The sequence below is a fragment of the Cellulosilyticum ruminicola JCM 14822 genome (assembly GCF_001311925.1).
Taxonomy (GTDB): Bacteria; Bacillota; Clostridia; order Lachnospirales; family Cellulosilyticaceae; genus Cellulosilyticum; species Cellulosilyticum ruminicola.
Genome location: NZ_BBCG01000042.1, coordinates 12,699 through 31,514, shown reverse-complemented (window position 1 = coordinate 31,514; position 18,816 = coordinate 12,699). Strand labels below are relative to the sequence as shown.

The 18,816-nt window shown below is 30.8% G+C and carries 18 protein-coding genes and 1 pseudogene; 5 read left to right on the top strand and 14 right to left on the bottom strand.

From position 1 onward, the window contains the following. Positions 1-172 precede the first annotated feature (172 nt). A complete protein-coding gene (gene pfkB / locus JCM14822_RS12945) occupies positions 173-1,075 on the top strand; it encodes a 1-phosphofructokinase (RefSeq protein ID WP_054742803.1) in 903 nt (300 codons plus the stop codon). A gap of 79 nt (positions 1,076-1,154) precedes the next feature. Further along, positions 1,155-3,065, top strand: coding sequence for a PTS fructose transporter subunit IIABC (locus JCM14822_RS12940; protein ID WP_054742802.1), 1,911 nt, complete (start codon positions 1,155-1,157; stop codon positions 3,063-3,065). A 79-nt stretch (positions 3,066-3,144) separates the two neighbouring features. On the opposite strand, the pseudogene cls reads toward JCM14822_RS12940, so the two are convergent. Beyond that, positions 3,145-4,673, bottom strand: a pseudogene (gene cls / locus JCM14822_RS25075) (cardiolipin synthase). Positions 4,674-4,683: 10 nt separating this feature from the next. Further along, entirely contained in the window at positions 4,684-5,520 is an 837-nt protein-coding gene (locus JCM14822_RS12930; RefSeq protein ID WP_054742801.1) for an alpha/beta hydrolase, read from the bottom strand. Between the two features lie 233 nt (positions 5,521-5,753). Here JCM14822_RS12930 and argC point away from each other — a divergent pair, with 233 nt between their 5' ends. Continuing rightward, entirely contained in the window at positions 5,754-6,725 is a 972-nt protein-coding gene (gene argC / locus JCM14822_RS12925) for an N-acetyl-gamma-glutamyl-phosphate reductase (protein ID WP_054742800.1), read from the top strand. 132 nt (positions 6,726-6,857) lie between these two features. On the opposite strand, the gene JCM14822_RS12920 is transcribed toward argC, so the two are convergent. The 9 genes from JCM14822_RS12920 to JCM14822_RS12880 form a co-directional block, all read right to left on the bottom strand. Further along, positions 6,858-7,553, bottom strand: a complete 696-nt coding sequence (locus JCM14822_RS12920) for an MIP/aquaporin family protein (RefSeq protein WP_054742799.1) — start codon at positions 7,551-7,553, stop codon at positions 6,858-6,860. Between the two features lie 126 nt (positions 7,554-7,679). After that, positions 7,680-7,943: a hypothetical protein gene (locus JCM14822_RS12915; protein WP_054742798.1), complete on the bottom strand. Its 264-nt coding sequence runs from the start codon at positions 7,941-7,943 to the stop codon at positions 7,680-7,682. Positions 7,944-8,017: 74 nt separating this feature from the next. After that, a complete protein-coding gene (locus tag JCM14822_RS12910) occupies positions 8,018-8,329 on the bottom strand; it encodes a DUF1294 domain-containing protein (protein ID WP_054742797.1) in 312 nt (103 codons plus the stop codon). A 172-nt stretch (positions 8,330-8,501) separates the two neighbouring features. Further along, complete coding sequence (locus tag JCM14822_RS12905) at positions 8,502-8,687, bottom strand: hypothetical protein (protein ID WP_054742796.1); 186 nt, start codon at positions 8,685-8,687, stop codon at positions 8,502-8,504. 35 nt (positions 8,688-8,722) lie between these two features. Continuing rightward, positions 8,723-9,088 (bottom strand): transposase, encoded by a 366-nt coding sequence (locus JCM14822_RS12900; protein WP_330377527.1) that lies wholly within the window; start codon positions 9,086-9,088, stop codon positions 8,723-8,725. After that, complete coding sequence (locus JCM14822_RS20380; RefSeq protein ID WP_157047756.1) at positions 9,089-9,247, bottom strand: hypothetical protein; 159 nt, start codon at positions 9,245-9,247, stop codon at positions 9,089-9,091. Between the two features lie 479 nt (positions 9,248-9,726). Then, the gene (locus JCM14822_RS12890) at positions 9,727-10,665 is read right to left on the bottom strand and encodes a sugar kinase (protein ID WP_054742793.1); all 939 of its coding nucleotides are present in this window, start codon (positions 10,663-10,665) and stop codon (positions 9,727-9,729) included. Between the two features lie 627 nt (positions 10,666-11,292). Further along, the gene (locus JCM14822_RS12885) at positions 11,293-12,315 is read right to left on the bottom strand and encodes a sugar kinase (RefSeq protein WP_054742792.1); all 1,023 of its coding nucleotides are present in this window, start codon (positions 12,313-12,315) and stop codon (positions 11,293-11,295) included. Between the two features lie 225 nt (positions 12,316-12,540). Next, positions 12,541-13,503, bottom strand: a complete 963-nt coding sequence (locus JCM14822_RS12880; RefSeq protein ID WP_054742791.1) for a bifunctional 4-hydroxy-2-oxoglutarate aldolase/2-dehydro-3-deoxy-phosphogluconate aldolase — start codon at positions 13,501-13,503, stop codon at positions 12,541-12,543. Positions 13,504-14,199: 696 nt separating this feature from the next. Here JCM14822_RS12880 and JCM14822_RS12875 point away from each other — a divergent pair. Together JCM14822_RS12875 and JCM14822_RS12870 are read left to right on the top strand one after the other, a co-directional pair. Further along, positions 14,200-14,844: a helix-turn-helix transcriptional regulator gene (locus tag JCM14822_RS12875; protein ID WP_054742790.1), complete on the top strand. Its 645-nt coding sequence runs from the start codon at positions 14,200-14,202 to the stop codon at positions 14,842-14,844. 295 nt (positions 14,845-15,139) lie between these two features. Beyond that, positions 15,140-16,120 carry a sodium:calcium antiporter gene (locus JCM14822_RS12870; RefSeq protein WP_054742789.1) on the top strand — a complete coding sequence of 327 codons (981 nt, stop codon included), beginning with the start codon at positions 15,140-15,142 and terminating at the stop codon, positions 16,118-16,120. Between the two features lie 40 nt (positions 16,121-16,160). Here JCM14822_RS12870 and JCM14822_RS12865 read toward each other — a convergent pair whose 3' ends face one another. From JCM14822_RS12865 to JCM14822_RS12855, 3 genes are all read right to left on the bottom strand, one after another. Beyond that, positions 16,161-16,679: an NUDIX hydrolase gene (locus tag JCM14822_RS12865; protein WP_054742788.1), complete on the bottom strand. Its 519-nt coding sequence runs from the start codon at positions 16,677-16,679 to the stop codon at positions 16,161-16,163. Between the two features lie 175 nt (positions 16,680-16,854). After that, positions 16,855-17,319 carry a hypothetical protein gene (locus JCM14822_RS12860; protein ID WP_157047755.1) on the bottom strand — a complete coding sequence of 155 codons (465 nt, stop codon included), beginning with the start codon at positions 17,317-17,319 and terminating at the stop codon, positions 16,855-16,857. Between the two features lie 272 nt (positions 17,320-17,591). Then, the gene (locus JCM14822_RS12855) at positions 17,592-17,786 is read right to left on the bottom strand and encodes a DUF1858 domain-containing protein (protein ID WP_054742786.1); all 195 of its coding nucleotides are present in this window, start codon (positions 17,784-17,786) and stop codon (positions 17,592-17,594) included. Positions 17,787-18,816: the final 1,030 nt, after the last annotated feature.

Here is an 18,816-nt window from a genome sequence, read left to right as displayed (position 1 = left end):
AATTATTACATTTATTTAAATTATATTATCTTGTCTCTTGGAAATACTAAACTTATAGTTTTATTTATAGTTTATACTTTACTTAAAACTATATTGAAATTATAATAATACTTATGGCTTTATAGCTCTCAATTATTCACATTACTTTATTTTTATGTAAGGAGGTAACATCATGATTTATACTGTAACATTAAATCCTTCTTTAGATTACATTATGCATTTAGCTAATATGAACATTAATGCTGTTAATAGAAGTCTTAAAGAAGAAGTATATCCAGGCGGTAAAGGTATTAATGTTTCTATTGTACTTAATAACTTACGTATTCAAAACAAAGCTCTTGGTTTTGTTGCTGGATTTACAGGTAAGGAAATTGAAAGAGTTATGACTAACCTTGGGTCAAACTGCGATTTCATTACTTTAGATCAAGGTCTTTCAAGAATTAACGTTAAACTCGAAGCAGAGAAAGAAACAGAGATTAACGGTATGGGACCCAAAATTACACCAGCTGATTTAAAAGAACTTTTTGCTAAACTTGATGAAATTCAAGAAGGTGATTTCTTAGTTCTTGCAGGAAGTATTCCAAACAGCATACCAGATAGTATCTATCAGGATATTATGAAAGAACTTGCTCACAAAAACATTAATGTAGTTGTTGATGCAACAAAAGATTTATTAAAGAATGTACTTAAATACAAACCATTCCTTATTAAACCTAACCACATTGAACTTGCGGAAATGTTCAATGTAGAAATTAATTCAGACGAAGAAATCGTAACTTATGCACGTAAACTTCAAGAAATGGGTGCTCAAAACGTACTTATTTCAATGGGTGGAGATGGATCAATCCTCATCACAGACGAAGGTGAAGTAGTTAAAATTTCTGTTCCAAAAGGAACTGTAGTTAATACTGTAGGATCTGGAGATTCTATGGTTGCTGGTTTCATCGCTGGATACCTTAAATCAAAAGACTTAAAAGAAGCTCTTAAATTCGCAACAGCTACAGGTAGTGCAACAGCATTTTCACCTTGGCTTGCGACAGCTGATAAGGTGGATGATTTATTATCTCAGCTTTAATTCAGAGCTATAATACAGTTAGTATTATTTAATATACTCAATTCAACTAACTTAATTTATGACTAATCGGAGGCTTATAATGAGAATTACAGATTTACTCAGCCAAGATAGTATCAACTTGAATTTCACAGCAAATTCAAAGTCTGAAGCTATCGACAACTTAGTAGACCTTATGATGTCTACAGGCAACATTAGCGATAAAGAAGAGTACAAAAAAGCTATCCTTGCTAGAGAAGAACTCAGTACAACAGGTATCGGAGAAGGTATTGCTATTCCTCATGCTAAAGTTGGTGCTGTTAAAAAAGCTACACTTGTAGCTGCTGTTAGCAAAGATGGAATCGATTATGAATCTTTAGATGGTGCTCCATCTAATCTTTTCTTCATGATTGCTGCTCCAGATGGTGCAAACAACACACACTTAGATGTACTTTCTAGATTATCAACTATCCTTATGGATGGTAAATTTAGAGAATCTCTTGTCAATTCAAAAGATAATACAGAATTCTTAAAACTTATCAATACTAAAGAAACAGAAAAATTTGGTGATGATACTGCTAAAGAAGAAGCACCAAAAGCTGAAGCTGCTAAAAAAGAAAACAAAGGTGGATACCAAATCCTTGCCGTTACAGCTTGTCCAACAGGTATTGCTCATACTTACATGGCTGCTGAAGCACTTCAAAATAAAGCAAACGAACTTGGTATTACATGTAAAGTTGAAACAAATGGTTCAAGTGGTATTAAGAATGCTCTTACAAAAGAAGACATTGCAAATGCTACATGTATTATCGTTGCTGCAGATAAAAATGTTGAAATGACTCGTTTTGATGGTAAAAAAGTTATTATCACTAAAGTAGCTAATGGTATTCACAAAGCTACAGAACTTGTTACTAAAGCTGCTGCTGGTGATGCACCAGTTTACCACTCTTCTGAAGCAGGAACTTCTGATGATAGTGAAACAGCTACAAGCGAAGGTCTTGGACGTCAATTATACAAACACCTTATGAATGGTGTATCTCACATGCTTCCATTTGTAATCGGTGGTGGATTATTAATTGCTATCGCATTCTTAATCGATTCATTACTTGGTTACACAGACTCACTTGGTTCAAACTCTGCTGCTGCAGTTTGGTTTAACTCAATTGGTGGTACTGCATTCGGATTCATGCTTCCAGTACTTGCTGGTTATATTGCAATGAGTATTGGTGAAAGACCTGCACTTGCTGTAGGTTTCGTTGGTGGAGCACTTGCTAACGCTGGTGGTTCAGGATTCTTAGGCGCATTAGTTGCTGGTTTTGCAGCTGGTTACTTAATGGTTGGTCTTAAAAAAGTATTATCTGTATTACCTCAATCTCTTGAAGGTCTCAAACCAACACTTCTCTATCCATTATTAGGTATTTGTCTTATTGGTGCTGCAATTACATTCATCATCAATCCTCCAGTAGCATTCGTTAATGGATGGCTTACAGATACATTATTAAACATGGGTACAGGTAGTGCTGTTTTCGTAGGTATCCTTTTAGCTGCAATGATGGCTATCGATATGGGTGGTCCATTCAACAAAGCTGCATACGTAGTAGGTATTGCTGCTCTTGAAGCTGGTAATACAAACCTTATGGCTGCAGTAATGATTGGTGGTATGGTACCTCCACTTGCTATTGCAATCTGTACAACCTTCTTCAAAAACAGATTCACACAAAAAGAACGCGAATCAGGTATCGTTAACTATGTAATGGGATTATCATTCATTACAGAAGGTGCTATTCCTTTCGCTGCATCAGATCCAGCAAAAGTTATTCCAGCATGCGTAATCGGTTCAGGTATCGCAGGTGCACTTGCAATGTTCTTCGATTGTACACTTAATGCTCCACATGGTGGTATCTTCGTACTTCCAGTTATTGGACATCCATTAATGTACTTCGTATCATTAGCAGTTGGTTCAATTGTAGGAGCTATTATCTTAGGATTCCTCAAAAAACCTATAAATAAATAAATAAATAAATAAATAATAAGGGACAGGTCTTTAAAAGTGTTACTAGCAATGCTTTTAAAGACCTGTCCCTTATTTCATCTTACATTAATGGTGCAAAGAGACGTAAAATTATTCTAAGTAATCTTTTTCTCCAAGTAATATGAATGCAATCATCTTGGGTAATGCATATACATTCATCTAATGTTTTAATATAATCTTCTTTAATCTGTGTAATTGCTTTTGATTTGTATAATAAAGCTGCACATTCAAAGTGTAAATATAAGCTTCTATAATCCATATTTATGCTACCAACTACACCTATCTCATCATCGCATACATATGTTTTAGAATGAATAAATCCAGGTGTATATTCATAAATTTTTACGCCTGCTTCAATAAGTGGTAAGTAATATGCTCGAGTAAGTGTGTGTACGTACCATTTATCAGGAATATGTGGTGTTATAATTCTTACATCCACACCACTTTTAGCTGCTAATTCAAGTGCTACCATCATCTCATTATCTACTATTAAATATGGTGTACTAATATATACGTATTCTTTAGCTTTATGCAAAATATTAAGATAAACATTTTCTCCCACTGTTTCATTATCCAATGGACTATCTCCATATGGTTGCACATAACCATCACTTTCAAAAGGTGCTGGATGGTATTTATGTGGTTCGAATAATGTATAATCCTCTTTAATTCCATGATGAAACTCCCACATCTGTAAAAACATTATAGTTAAATTCCATACAGCATCACCCTTGAGCATAATCGCTGCATCTTTCCAATATCCAAAACGTTCATATTCATTAATATATTCATCAGCCAGATTTACACCGCCTATAAACCTGTATGTCCATCAATAACCGTAATTTTTCTATGATCTCTATTATTCATAATAAGTGATACAACAGGTGCTAATTTATTAAATACCATACACTTAATACCCAGCTTTTCAATACGTTCATTATATTTATATGGTAATGTTTTTAAACATCCAATATCATCATATATAAGTCGTACATCTACTCCTTGTTTCACTTTCTCCTCTAGAATATCTAATATACCATTCCACATAGTTCCCTCTCGTATAATAAAATATTCTAGAAAAATAAAATGCTCTGCTTTTTTTAATTCCTCTATTAATCGTCTATAAAAATCTTCTCCAGGCGACAAGTATTCGCTAGTTGTATTTTTATAGACCGGAAATAATGAAAAATCCTTAATATATTTCATTTGATTAGCTATACTTCTATCTTCCCCTTGTATATCTTCAATTATTTTTGGATCCTGTTTCAAAAATTGAATCGTCCTATTATTAATCTCCTTCAATCCCCTTGTTAACTTTTTATTTGTTTTGGTATTGCCTAACAATATATAAAGAAACCCTCCAAAAACAGGGAATAGTAATATTGGAATTGCCCACGCTATTTTATAAGAAGAATTTCCTTTCTTACTTATTAAATATAGCAATACCACAGCACTTAATAACAATGATATACCATAGAAATACATAAAATATGTACTTAACTTCCAAATAACTGTTATTAAAATACCTAGTTGTAATACAATAAGCAAACCTACTATTACCATTCTGTTAAAGATATTTTTTAACTTCATTTACTATCTCCTAAATTAACTCTTTATTATCAAATATAAATCTAATAGCATGTCGAATCCATTCACTAGACATATGCTCTCCTCCAAATTCTCTTTGAACATCTACCAAATAATTTCCCAATGATAATCCATGACCTCCTCTTCTATAAATATGAACTTCCGTTGGAATATCTTTGGCAATTAACTCATTTACAAAAAGCATTGTATTTTGCACCGGTACGCAGCCATCTTCATATGTATGCCAAATGAATGTAGGTGGTACATCTTTTGTCACCTGTTTTTCAAGAGACACCATTTCTAATGCTTCATTAGTTTGATTTTGACCTAAAAGTGCATCAAATGATTCTCGATGTGCATATACACCACTTGTTATTACCGGATAAGAAAGAATTAGCATATTAGGTTTTACGAAGTCCCTATTCTTATTTATATATGCATCTAATATAGAGTTATTCCAAAATACACCTACACTTGCACATAAATGTCCTCCTGCTGAAAAACCACACACCGCAATATTATTTGTATCAATATCCCAATCATTTGCATGCTCTCTTATATAGGCTATAGATTTTAATGCCTCGCATAATGCCTGTGGAAATCTAGCTGGTGCTATACTATATCTTAATATAAAGGCACATACACCTTTACGTAAAAATTCTAATGCAATTGGTTCTGCCTCTCTATCAGATGTATATTCGTATCCACCTCCTGGTAAAATAAGCACTGCTGGCCTTAATCTTTGCTTTTCATTTTTCATAATATTATCAGGTACATAACCTGTTAGAGTAGCTTTATAATCTGATTTTCCTTCAGTTATCACATTTATTTGTACCTCAAAACAATTCATTACAACTCTCCCCTTTATAATTTATTATTCTATCTTTGGACTTAAAATAATTCACCTGATTAGTAACTCACTTTAAACAATATCTACTAAATTTTTAGTTAGATACCCCTTACATCTGAGTATAACATTCAAATATAATTATTTTATATATTATAATTGAATTTTAAATCATTTCAAACTATAATGTATAATTATACAATCACTAAATTTTTATTCAAAGGAGTCAAAATACTATGCCTACTAAAAAGTTTAATATTTATGTTGATGGTCAAGCTGGGACAACCGGCCTAAGAATTAATGAACGTTTAGTCAATCATCCCTATGTTAATATACTAAAAATAGATGAAGATAAAAGGAAAGATTATGATGCACGTAAAGAACTTATCAATTCAGCAGATATTGTATTCTTATGTTTACCAGATGTTGCTTCTATTGAAGCTGTTTCTATGATTAATCCTGATAACACCCATACAAAAATCATTGATGCTAGTACTGCACATCGTACAAATCCAAACTGGACTTACGGGATTCCAGAATTAACACCAACAGCACGCCAAGAAATCGCTCAATCTATGCGTACAGCTGTACCAGGTTGCTATGCAAGTGCATTTATTCTTCCTATGTATCCTTTAGTAAATGGTGGTATCATTCCAAAAGATTATCCTGTAACTGCCCATGGTATTTCAGGTTACAGCGGAGCTGGAAAATCTGCAATTGCGGAATACAATGACCCTAATCGCTCAAACTTATTCCCTACATATGACACACCACGCCACTATGCCCTTGGACTTCATCACAAACACATTCCAGAAATGCAGCAAAAAGTAGGTCTTACTTATGCGCCTATTTTCTCACCAATTATCGCCGACTACTACGAAGGACTCGAAGTAGCTATTCAACTCCATACAAGATTATTAAACAAAAAAGTAACACCTGCTGATGTTCATAAATATTTAAGCGATTACTACGCTAATCAAAATTTTGTAAAAGTAATGCCATTTAATCCATCTCAATGCTTAGACTCAAACTTCTTCAACCCAATTGCATGTAATAACACAAATAAAGCTGAAATCTTCGTTTTCGGAAACGATGACCAAATCATGCTCATCACTCGTTTAGACAACCTAGGTAAAGGTGCATCTGGCGCAGCCGTACAAAATATGAATATTATGCTTGGCCTAGACGAAACACTTACTCTTATCTAGTCTAAAACTTTGGGACGGATCTACAATGTTAAATTGTTTTTTTCTAACATAGTAGATAACTTTACCAAATAGAAAAATACACTAGTCTTTTCAATAAAGGCTAGTGTATTTTTCTATTTATATTTTTTCTTTTTATATTGTCAATTCTTTAGTCATGAAGTTCCAGAATACTGCCGCCCCAGCTGCACCAGCAAATGGGGCTATAATAAATACCCATACTTGTCTTAATGCTGTCCCACCTAAATATACTGCTGGAGCTAAGCTTCTTGCAGGATTAATACTACCACCTGTTAATGGAATTGCTAATATATATATAGCTACTAATGTTAAACCTAGTATAATTCCTCCTAAATGATTTGTTCGGTCATATGATAATACCCCTAATAACGCAATTACATATACAAATGTAAAAATGAATTCTACTATTAATGCACCTAATAACCCTAATCCTACCATTGATGCTGTGCCATATCCATTTTGTCCTAATCCTATTTCAGCTGCAGTACCTATATTAATGGATAAATTTATAATACTAATCAATACACCAGTTCCTAAAATTCCACCAATAAATTGGCATATACTATAAATAAAAAAATCTCTTAATGATAAATTTCTTGTCATATACATAGCTAATGATACAGCCGGATTAATATGACATCCTGATATATTGCCTATTGCATATGCCATAGCTATAAATGAAAATCCAAATGCAATAGCTATCCCTAAATTGCCTAAATTCACTAAATTTCCACCTTGAAGCACTATGCTCCCACACCCAAATAATACAAACACAAATGTTCCTATCATTTCACTCATATACCTTCTCATAAAAACAACTAGCCTCCTTATGACTCATTTATTTTCCCTCATTAATCATTAAAAATTAAAGCATAATCATCTTATAAATTTATTTCTGTAAATTTATAAGATGATTATGCTCTTAACTCACTTAAATTATTTATTTTTCATTTTATCTTCTAGATTTTCCATACCTTTAATTGTTTTATGAAGTACATTTTGAGTTCCCTTCTTTAAAGCCTTAGCTCCTTCTATAGCCTTAGCTCCTAAATACTCCGTTCCCTCTATAGCTTTATATCCTAATTCTTGCATACCATCTAATGCTTTATAGCTAAAATCTTCTGCATCATCCATTACTTTATGTGTAAATCCTTCAATTTGATTCTTATACTTCTCAAAATTCCCATTATCATTTTGCATAATAATCACCTCTTAGGATTATTATTTACTTCTTTATATTTTATATGCATCAAATATTCTTTAAAAATTCTATTTTAAAGACCTGTCCCCAAAAACTCCTCTAAAAGATTCATGCTACCTAAATATTTATATACAAAGTAAATAAATATAATTTGAACAATTAAAATGAATGGTATACCATATTTAAAATACCAATGCTTGGTCTTATGGCGAAACTTATTCATTCCTAATATACTTCCAATCGATCCACCTAAAATTGCTAATATAAATAATGTTTTTTCAGGAATACGATATTGATGCTTAATTGCTTTTTTCTTATCTAACCACATTGATAGAAATCCCATCAAATTAATGATAACAATATAAATAAGTATTATTTTTCCCATTATGTTCTCCTTTATTTAACCGTACTATATTCTTCTTCTAACCTTAAAATATATCACCACATAATGCAACCTTTTATTAAAATTAAAAAACTATAATCTTGCATAAATGCACCCAATTAATTACCAATATATTAATAGAATAATATTCCAATATAAAAGGGTATACTTTTCCCTATGCAATACCTCGTTTTTTAAAAATATTTTGAATTGAAATCCCTTTTGTCGCTTGCTCATAAATCCAAGTTATTTCAAGGCGTTTCACTTCATTTCTAGCTTCCTTTAATCCCTTACTAAATCCTAATGACACGCCTTGAACTTCTAGTTCGCAGTATAGATACTGCATAGCATCAATAAGCACATATATCGTTTTATTCCTCTTATTGTATGAATCTGCTATTTATCAAAGCCTAATCGTCTTTTTGTTTCTCTAAAAAATGTTTCAATAGGCCATCTTTTAAGATAATGATTTAAAATCTGTTTAGTAGACAGTTCAGTATCTAGACTAATAAAACATTTTAAAGCATGCTTATTCCAAAGAGCATTTTCAGGCCAACTCATAATAATCTTTACCTTTTTGAATCCATTAATTCTACCAAGATAGGTATATGTATAATAAGTCTTACCCTTGACTGTCACCAAGTCAAGTTCATGTTGCTTAAGTGTTTTAATAAAGTTATTAATTTTTATACTATCTTTTCTATGACCTCTAGGGAAGATTTTACGATTAGATTTTAGAGCACCAAGATAGTTAAACCCTATCTAAGTTGCAGCATTAAATAATACCGCACAACTATACCAACTATCAGCTAAAACATAGCCTTTGTTAACTGGATGCGGTAGCTCTTTTAATAGGTTTGCAGCTATTTCTATTTTACTGAACGCATCTTTTTGATAAAGTACAATCTCATACGGGAGCACAAGTTCTCCACATCAAAGCATAACAGTAATAAACTGATGTCCATATACTGTTTTTCTATGAACTTTTGTTAAGAAATCTGGAAATTATTGTGCGATGTTTTTCGATATTAAATTCATTTACATCTGCAATTTTACCATTAAAACCTTTGAGCATCATAGATGAAATGAATGCGATGATATGTGAGTACTGAGATTTAGAATAAAATAAATCAAGATTTAACTTATTTAGGAATTTGATTATATCCAAAGAATCATTTATAATTAAGTCATTAAACATTTATGTAATCTTCTTATGATTATGGTTTTTGTCGACTTAATTATATCAAGAGATGTCATAAATGTTTTTTTTGCTCAAAATCGTACTAGGAAATTATTGGAACTAATTTTGCACGTTTATAGTTAATAGTAATTTAAAGACCTGTCCCCAAAATAAAAGATGACTTTTCTTTAAGAAGAGAAGTCATCTTTTATTTTGGGGATTATTTTTTTTTCATGAAATCAAATAATTCTTGTCTTGTTGGAAGACCTTCGTTATCACTTGCATGCATTACTTGAATTGCACCAATTGCATTTGCTCTATCTGCACAATTATCAATTGGTTCTTTTTCAAGAAGTCCACTGAGGAAGCCTACTGCAAATCCATCTCCAGCTCCTACTGTATCGACCACTTTTTCTACTTTATAACCATCTATGTATTTTTCTTCTGTTTGTGTCTTTACATAAGCACCTTTTGGTCCCATTTTAATAACAACATTTTTTACACCTTTATTTAAATAGAAGTCTGCAATATCACTTTCATGTTCAAGACCTGTTAAGATTCTTCCTTCATTAATACCTGGAAGCACTGTTTCACATCTAAATGCAATCTTATTAATAATCTCAATCATCTGTTCCTTGTTTTTCCAAAGACTTGGCCTAAGGTTAGGATCAAATGATGTTGTAAGTCCATTATTTTGAGCTTTTTCAATAAGATATAATAATGTTGCCCTTGATGAATCCGATATTGCTGGAAAAATTCCTGTTAAATGGAAGTGATCGAAACCTTTCATATCAATGCTATCTACATCATCAACTGTAATATTAGATGCTGCAGAACCGTTTCGATAGTAAGCTACGTCTGGATCTCCCTCATCTGTTTTTGCTTTTAATTGAAATGCTGTTGGATAATGATCATCGAAACAAATTTTGCTTGTATCAATTCCTTCGCTTTTTAAAAAATCAATTAAATACTTTCCAAATGGATCCATTCCTAATTTAGTAATATAACATACTTCATGTTCAAGTCTTTTAAGACCAATTGCTACATTCATTTCTGCTCCAGCAGCTGATCTTGTAAATCTCGTTACAGTATCTAATGTCCCTTGCTCTTCAGCAATAAATAACGCCATAGGTTCCCCTACTAAAATTACTTTTGACATATTACTTCCTCCTATCATTACATGACTTATGATTTAATTTATAGGTAATTTAATATTCTATCCAATATATCTCCCATGTAATTTTATACATCTATATATAATCTAATATCAACTAATATCTACTTTGATATATTAAATGATATTTCCCCCTATATATAAGTTTATATATCAAGTTATATTTCTTCAATCCTTTTATATTTTAGTCTTAATATATTTATAGTTAATATGCTATATTTTTAATATATTTGAACTTATATATTCTTAGTATTGCAATTCATATATACACTTCAATATATAACTAACGTATATCATTCAAATTACATTTTCTTATGTAAAGTTATATTGAACTAAATTAGATAAAAAACGATTAACCCACTATTCTTGTATGTGAATTAATCGTTTTTCTAGTGAAAACTCTTCAGTCTTCTCACTATGTGTTTAATGAAATCTATTTATGATTTACTAGGTTTCCACCAGTTACACCTACTATGCCTTGAATAAATTATCATTAAATTTTTGACACAAATTATGCATCATACTAATTAGGAATGTTTTTGTTTTCTGATACCTAGGGATTGTATCATCAATATGTTTTTGGGATCTGCTTTGCTTTTCGCTAATAACTTATTATCTTTGAACACGTCCTGAACCGTCTCCACCTGCTAAAGCTTGAACTTCTGCAACTGATACACGGTTGAAGTCGCCTTCAATTGTGTGTTTTAAACATGAAGCTGCAACTGCAAATTCGATTGCTTCTTGTGGTTCGTAATTGTTAACTAATGAGTAAATAAGACCACCGCCAAATGAATCTCCTCCTCCTACACGGTCAACAATACGTACTGCGTATTTCTTAGAGAAGAAGAAATCTTCTCCATTGTATAACATCGCTGCCCAATTATTATCACTAGCAGAGATTGATTCTCTAAGTGTGATTGCTACATATTCAAAACCAAATCTATCTTTAAGTTGTTTAGCTACATCTTTATATCCTTCATGATTAACTTCACCTTTTGTTACATCTGTATCTGCTGCATGAATGCCAAACACATCAGCTGCGTCTTCTTCATTTGCGATACATACATTAACATATTCCATAAGACTAGCCATTACTTCGCCAGCTTTTTCTCTTGTCCATAATTTTTTTCTATAGTTAAGGTCACAACTTACTTTTACACCTCTAGCTTTGGCTGCTTTACAGGCTTCTAAACAGATAGCCGCTGCATCATCACCAAGGGCTGGAGTAATACCTGTGAAGTGGAACCATTGCGCACCTTCGAAAATTTCATCCCAATTGAAATCAGCTATTGTAGCTGTTGAGATTGAAGAGTGTGCTCTATCGTAAATTACTTTTGAAGGTCGTTGAGAAGCACCTTTTTCTAAGAAATAAATACCAACTCTTTCCCCACCACGAGCGATATGTTTTGTTTCTACACCATATCTACGAAGATCATTGATAGCTGCCTGACCAATATCATGTGTTGGTAATTTTGTTACAAATTCAGCTTCTAAACCATAGTTAGCAAGAGAAACTGCCACGTTAGCTTCTCCACCACCATATGTAGCTTGGAAATGATCTACTTGATTGAATCTTAAATACCCATCTGGGGCAAGTCTTAACATAATTTCACCGAAAGTAACTACTTTGCTCATTTTAAATTCTCCTATTTCATGTAAATTTTAGTTTTTTTTTATTATCTTGTTATATATCCTATATTGCCTTTTATTACTTACCTTTTTATACTCTTATGTCTCTATACAATTTTATATCTCTATATTGCTTTATATCTCTTATCTGGATTTATCTTTTATACACTTAATATTTATGTATTACATACTAATCACAAATAATGTTTCACAGAAAGTAGCATTCTTAAATTATTTTTGTAATAAATGAATAGCGAATCCACCAAATTCTTCTTTTAAGTAAACTGCTGTTAATTTACCTTTTGCATTGTATTTAGCTGATTCTTCATTAATTTCGATACCTTTAGCTTTAAGGTAAGCTACAGCTCTTTCAATGTAATTTGTTTTATATGCAATGTGTCCTTTAGCTCCAAGGTATGGTGTTTTCATAACTTCCACACCAAGTCCAGCAAAGATTGAACTATTACCAACTTTTACACCTGTATTAAATGCACTATCAAATGCAGCAGCAATTTCTGACGCAGCAGCTTCTGTTTCCGCATTGATTCCAACATGTGCAAGTTCAAATCCTAACATTTGAGTTACAGCTTCTTTTGTCATTTCTGTAATTTTATCAAATTCACCAGCAGCAACTAATTTAGGGTCTACCATCCAACTTCCACCACAAGCAATGATTCTATCAAATGATAAATAATCATTAAGGTTTTTAGCATTGATACCACCTGTTGGCATGAATTTCATATTTGTGTATGGACCAGCCATTGATTTAATAAGTTTTATTCCACCGATTGCTTCAGCTGGGAATACTTTAACTACATTAAGGCCAAATTCAATAGCTTGTTCTACATCTGAAGGATTGGCACAACCTGGTGTTACAGGAATTTCTTTTTCTACACAGTATTTAACTACTTTTGGATTAAGGCCTGGACTTACGATGAATTTAGCGCCTGCTTCTACAGCTTCATCCACTTGCTCAGTTGTAAGAATTGTGCCAGCTCCAATTAACATTTCTGGGAACTCTTTTGACATAATTCTGATAGCTTCTTTAGCACATGCTGTTCTAAATGTTACCTCTGCTACTGGAAGTCCTCCTTCACATAAAGCTTTTGCAAGTGGTTTAGCTTCTTCAATGTTATTAATTACTACTACTGGAACGATACCATATGCACCGATTTGTTCAAGTACATTACTCATTGTTGCGCCTCCTATTTATTTCTAAAATTTATTAATTATTTTCTGTTTTTTATTCAGTATATAATTAATATTTTATTGATTTAGCATTGCTAATATTTCTCACTTATTCTTTCATACGCAAATATATCTTAACATTCATTTATGCACTTTTGTTGTTGTTTTTTAATAAATTTGACATAAGTTGTTTCTTTTTGCCTAATATGAAATTTTTATTTTATATTATAATTTTCACTTTATTTACACATCATTTTATTTACTTATTCTAAACATATTTTTCTATATATCTTGTTAAAATTTATTTTCATAAAACCCTTTAAACTATGATTATATTTTAGATATTCTCACCTTCTTTTAACTTTCTGACAAATTTCAATACCAATTTATCAGACATTATAAAAACATTATATTAATATAATTATAAATTTTAAATTTTAACTATATTATGATATAATATAGTTAAATAACAAATATTCAATCTACAATAAAACAATTTTATACATTATCTTACATATTATCTTCAATTCTCCAGTAATATATATTTTGTTACATATATATTTATAAAATCGTCTCTATTTATATCTTACTAATTGTAATTAATCTTAATTTTAGAATTCAGATTTAATTACCTTTAAGTGTTTTTATACTTTAATTATCTTTTATTTAAACATCATATATCTTTATACTTAGGAGGAAATTATGAATACAATTTATGATCACTTAGACATGTTTACTGGAATCTTAGATTTACTTGAGAATCATTTAGGTGGAAATTGTGAAATCGTCTTACACGATAATACACAACCATACGAACACAGTATTGTAGATATCCGTAACGGCCATGTTACAGGTAGAAAAATAGGAGACTGTGGAGGAAATTGGGGACTAGAAGTTTTAAGTAAAATGAGTTCAGATACTCACATTTATAACAAAATCGTTCACATGCGCAACGGAAAAATCATTCGTGGTTCTTCTATGTTTTTTCAAAATGATGAAGGTGATAATATAGGTGCTATTTGTATTAATATGGATATTACTGATAGCTTAAAGTGCGAAGAATATCTTAAGCAATTTAATAATTATGTTACACCTTCTACTTCATCTAACGAATTATTTACAACCGATGTTAATCAACTTATGGATAATCTTCTACTCCAATGTGAAAATATGTTTGATAAATCAAAAGGCCATTTAAGCAAAGAAGAAAAACTAGAAATTATTAAATTCCTAGACAACAAAGGTGCTTTCTTAATCACAAAATCAGGAGACCGTGTATGTGATTTCCTCAATATCTCTAAATTTACTTTATACAACTATCTTGAGATGACTAGACAAAGCAAATAAATATTTTATTTATTAACAGCTGTATAGTTTAAGCGTTTGACTTTCTTTTTAAACTTTAGTATCTTTATATAATTAAAACTAATAGTTTTCACTCATGAGGGAGTAGTTTGCAATTATATATTGTAATATTATCAACATCATGACTATAGGCTTATAGTCTGGTAATATTTTAAAAAGCGAGACTCATGAATAGCGCCAAATTATACTTGCTATTCATGAGTCTCACTTTTTTAAACATTATATAATCTGCTTACATATAAACTTTTGAGTAAAATTTAATCAAAGGAGTTTATTTATGATATTTTTACTTTATCTTGTTCTTGCAATATGTGTTGTATTTCTTTCAATCAAAACTGCAAACTACGTTGATTTACTCGATAAGAAAACTAATCTATCTGGAGCTTTCATTGGTGGTGTTATGCTTGCAGCAGTTACATCCCTTCCAGAATTCTTTACAACTATTTCAGCTACTTCGTTCTTGGGAAATCCTGACCTCGCTTTAGGTAACATTCTGGGCAGCAACTTATTTAACAATTCAATCCTAGCTACACTTGTTTTATTATTTATTAAAAAATTTGGTGAAAGTAACATTTCAAAAAGCCATTTAAATGTAAGTTTTTGTACTTTAGGTATGTACTTCATTATTTGCATTAACCTACTTGTAAATATTGATATTTCACTTCTTACTATAAGTATTCTTTCTATTGCCTTAGCAATACTTTATGCTATTGGTGTAAAAGCAATGGCTAATGCACCATCTGAAGAAAGTGATGAAGAAGATGATAGTCCTCTTACAGTAAAACAAATTGCTCTTCGTTTCGTAATCACAAGTGTACTTTTAATCGCCGCAAGTATTGGTGTAACTTATGTTTCTGACAGCATTGCTACTATATATAATTTAGGTGCTGGTCTCGTCGGTGCTGTATTACTTGGCATCGCAACTTCACTTCCAGAAGTAACATCTTGTGTGGCTCTTATGAAAGTAGGTAACTTCAATATTGCAACTGGTAATATTGTAGGAAGTACCTTATTCAACTTTTTAATTTTAACATTTGCAGATTTACTTTATATTAAAGATACTATTTATATCTTTACAGATTCAAATACTAAAGCACTTCTTGTATTTGGTTTTATTGCAGCACTTCTTCTTACCTTCATGATTTTCTTAAAAACACGTAAGAAAGAAAAGAAATTCAGTAACTATATTTATACACTACCTTCAGTAGGTATTCTTTTATGCTACTTTGCATTTTTACTAGCAGATAAATTTATGTAATACATCTAATAAAGGGTTGTAATCTAATACGATTACAACTTTATGCTATTCCGTGTTCCTTTAATCTTTTTAAAGCTAATGTTTCTCTATATACCCAAGGATTAATGTCCGCTCTTTTTCCTTGTAAAATCAACTCATTTTCTTTAATCACTTCATCAATTTCTATCCAAACAGGTTTAAACTCTTGATCTTCTTCATATTTATCTAGATGTTGGCTCTTTGGAACATCCTCCACATTACATGTATAATAATATGACGTCATTTCAAAAATACCATTAGCATTAAATTGATTTACATTACGCTGTACAATTGTTCCTAATCTTCTTCCTATGGTATTTACAATATATCCTGTTTCCTCCGCCACTTCTCTTCTAAGTGCCGCTTTAATTTCTTCTTGTTTCTTTACACCACCACCAGGAAACTTATAATCACCCTTATTGGTATGAACCATGAGTATTTTGCCATCTTTTAAAATAACGGCTCTTACGGCTTGCCTAGTGGTAATGCGTGCACTACTATCTTTTATCTCTTGAATCCCAACTACCTCATTTAGAATCATAGGCGCCTCCTTATATATTACCCCTTATATTCTATAATTAATATGCCAATATATATTACTTTTTATAAAATAATACCTTACCTAATTATGTATATAGGTACGTGTTTCTAATATATATTAGAAATTTTTTATTATATTCTATCATATTTCGATTAATTTTAAAAGAAAAGTTTAGTTAACTTATATACCCCCGTTCATTAATCATAATTCCTGCCAACACTAAAAATCCCATGCTCAAATATACAATTAATGTTACCATAATAAATACCACTATATACGCAATAGTTGTCCTCTTTACAGTTGCTCCGCCCACATTAATGGCATAACACATATGTAAATATATACAATATATACTTATAACAAAACTAATTGTGCTCCCACATCTTATCCACTTACACATTTCAAATAACTCACCTAAATTTACTAAAGTTCCCATACACACTTGTCCATTTAAGCTTCTCCAATAATCTAAGTTACCTCCACAAATACTAATAATCCACATATAAATCCATCCAACAAGAAAAATACTCCCTAAAATACAGATTGTCTGTAAAACACTTACCGCTCCTCTTTTATGTGATGTCACTAATATTACACTAATTAAATATAAAATATACTGATTAAGATTAAATTTTGCCAAACCTAACGTCCTCATAAAAAATCTATATGGATTAATTACTAAATCTCTTATATTCCTAATAGCATCCTTCATATTTTTCACCACACCTAATAACTCAAGTTTCTTTGTTATATACCTTATATACTTAGTATAACAATATCTGCGAACTCTTATCCTTTTACCTCAACCATTTATTTCTTGTAAGCATAACCTACTATTTACTACATACAAAATAGGGTAGTTTAATGAATTAATCCTTCATTAAACTACCCTATTTAAGATATCTCTATTAATTATTCAGCAAGTTTGTTTAAAGCTTCCATAAGTGCATCTACGTCCATGCCATGAGCTAAAGCACCTTCTTCGATTGATTCAAAGTGAGCTGCTGCGCATCCTAAACATCCCATACCAAAAGCTGCAAATACATTAGCTGCTTCTGGATATTTGCTTACTACTTCCATAATTCCCATGTCTCTAGTAATTTTCATATTTACTTCTCCTTTCATATATATGTACTAAGGTGTATTCCCAAGATACAATATAAAATTCTATTTATATCATACACCTAAAATGCCTAAAAATAAAGTTTAAAATAAAATAAAAAAGTGAGGCTCTTCACGAGCCTCACCGATAGTATCTCCTTATTATAAAAAATTATTAAATAAAATTCACCACCTTTATTGATTTCTTTTCTACTTTTCATCATATATCGCGATTTTCTATAATATACAATTTAAGGACTCTTAAATGAGACTTTTCCACATTTTTCTCATTTTTATTATCCACACTTTTCAGATTTAAATACACACTATTTTATATTTTATTGTGTACAACTCTTTACTTATCCACACTTTTCACAAAACTATCAACAATTTGTGAACAAATTTCTTGATTTTATAATTTTATACACAACTTTATACAAAGTATCCACTTAACTTTAGATTTATTATTACATACTTTAACTGATTATTAACATAAGCATTAATTTCATTATATTACATTCAATTACTTATATAGTGATTCTTCTTATCTAGCTTACCTACTGCTATTAATTATATTTTATGATATCTCATATATATACTCATTACATAAGTTTTCTTGATCTTCACTACAAATATCTATTCATTTATTTTAGATTTATATTGTTAATCTATTTATATAATAAATAACTAACATATATTCATTAATACTCTAGTTCTCACCCCACCTTAAATTGTTTGTTTATTCTTTAACATAAATTACCTTATTTAAACTTTTTTTATTCATAATTATTTAAAATAATTTAAATTTTATATAATTATGTTTTATTTTTAACAATTATTCATTCAAAACATTGACAACCTCCTGCTGGACATGATATTATTAAATTGTCTTTTAAATTAACTAGATTTGGACATAATATTATTAACCTATCTTTTAAATTAACTAGATTTGGACATAATATTATTAACCTATCTTTTAAATTAACTAGATTTGGACATAATATTATTAAGCTATCTTTTAAATTAACTAGATAAG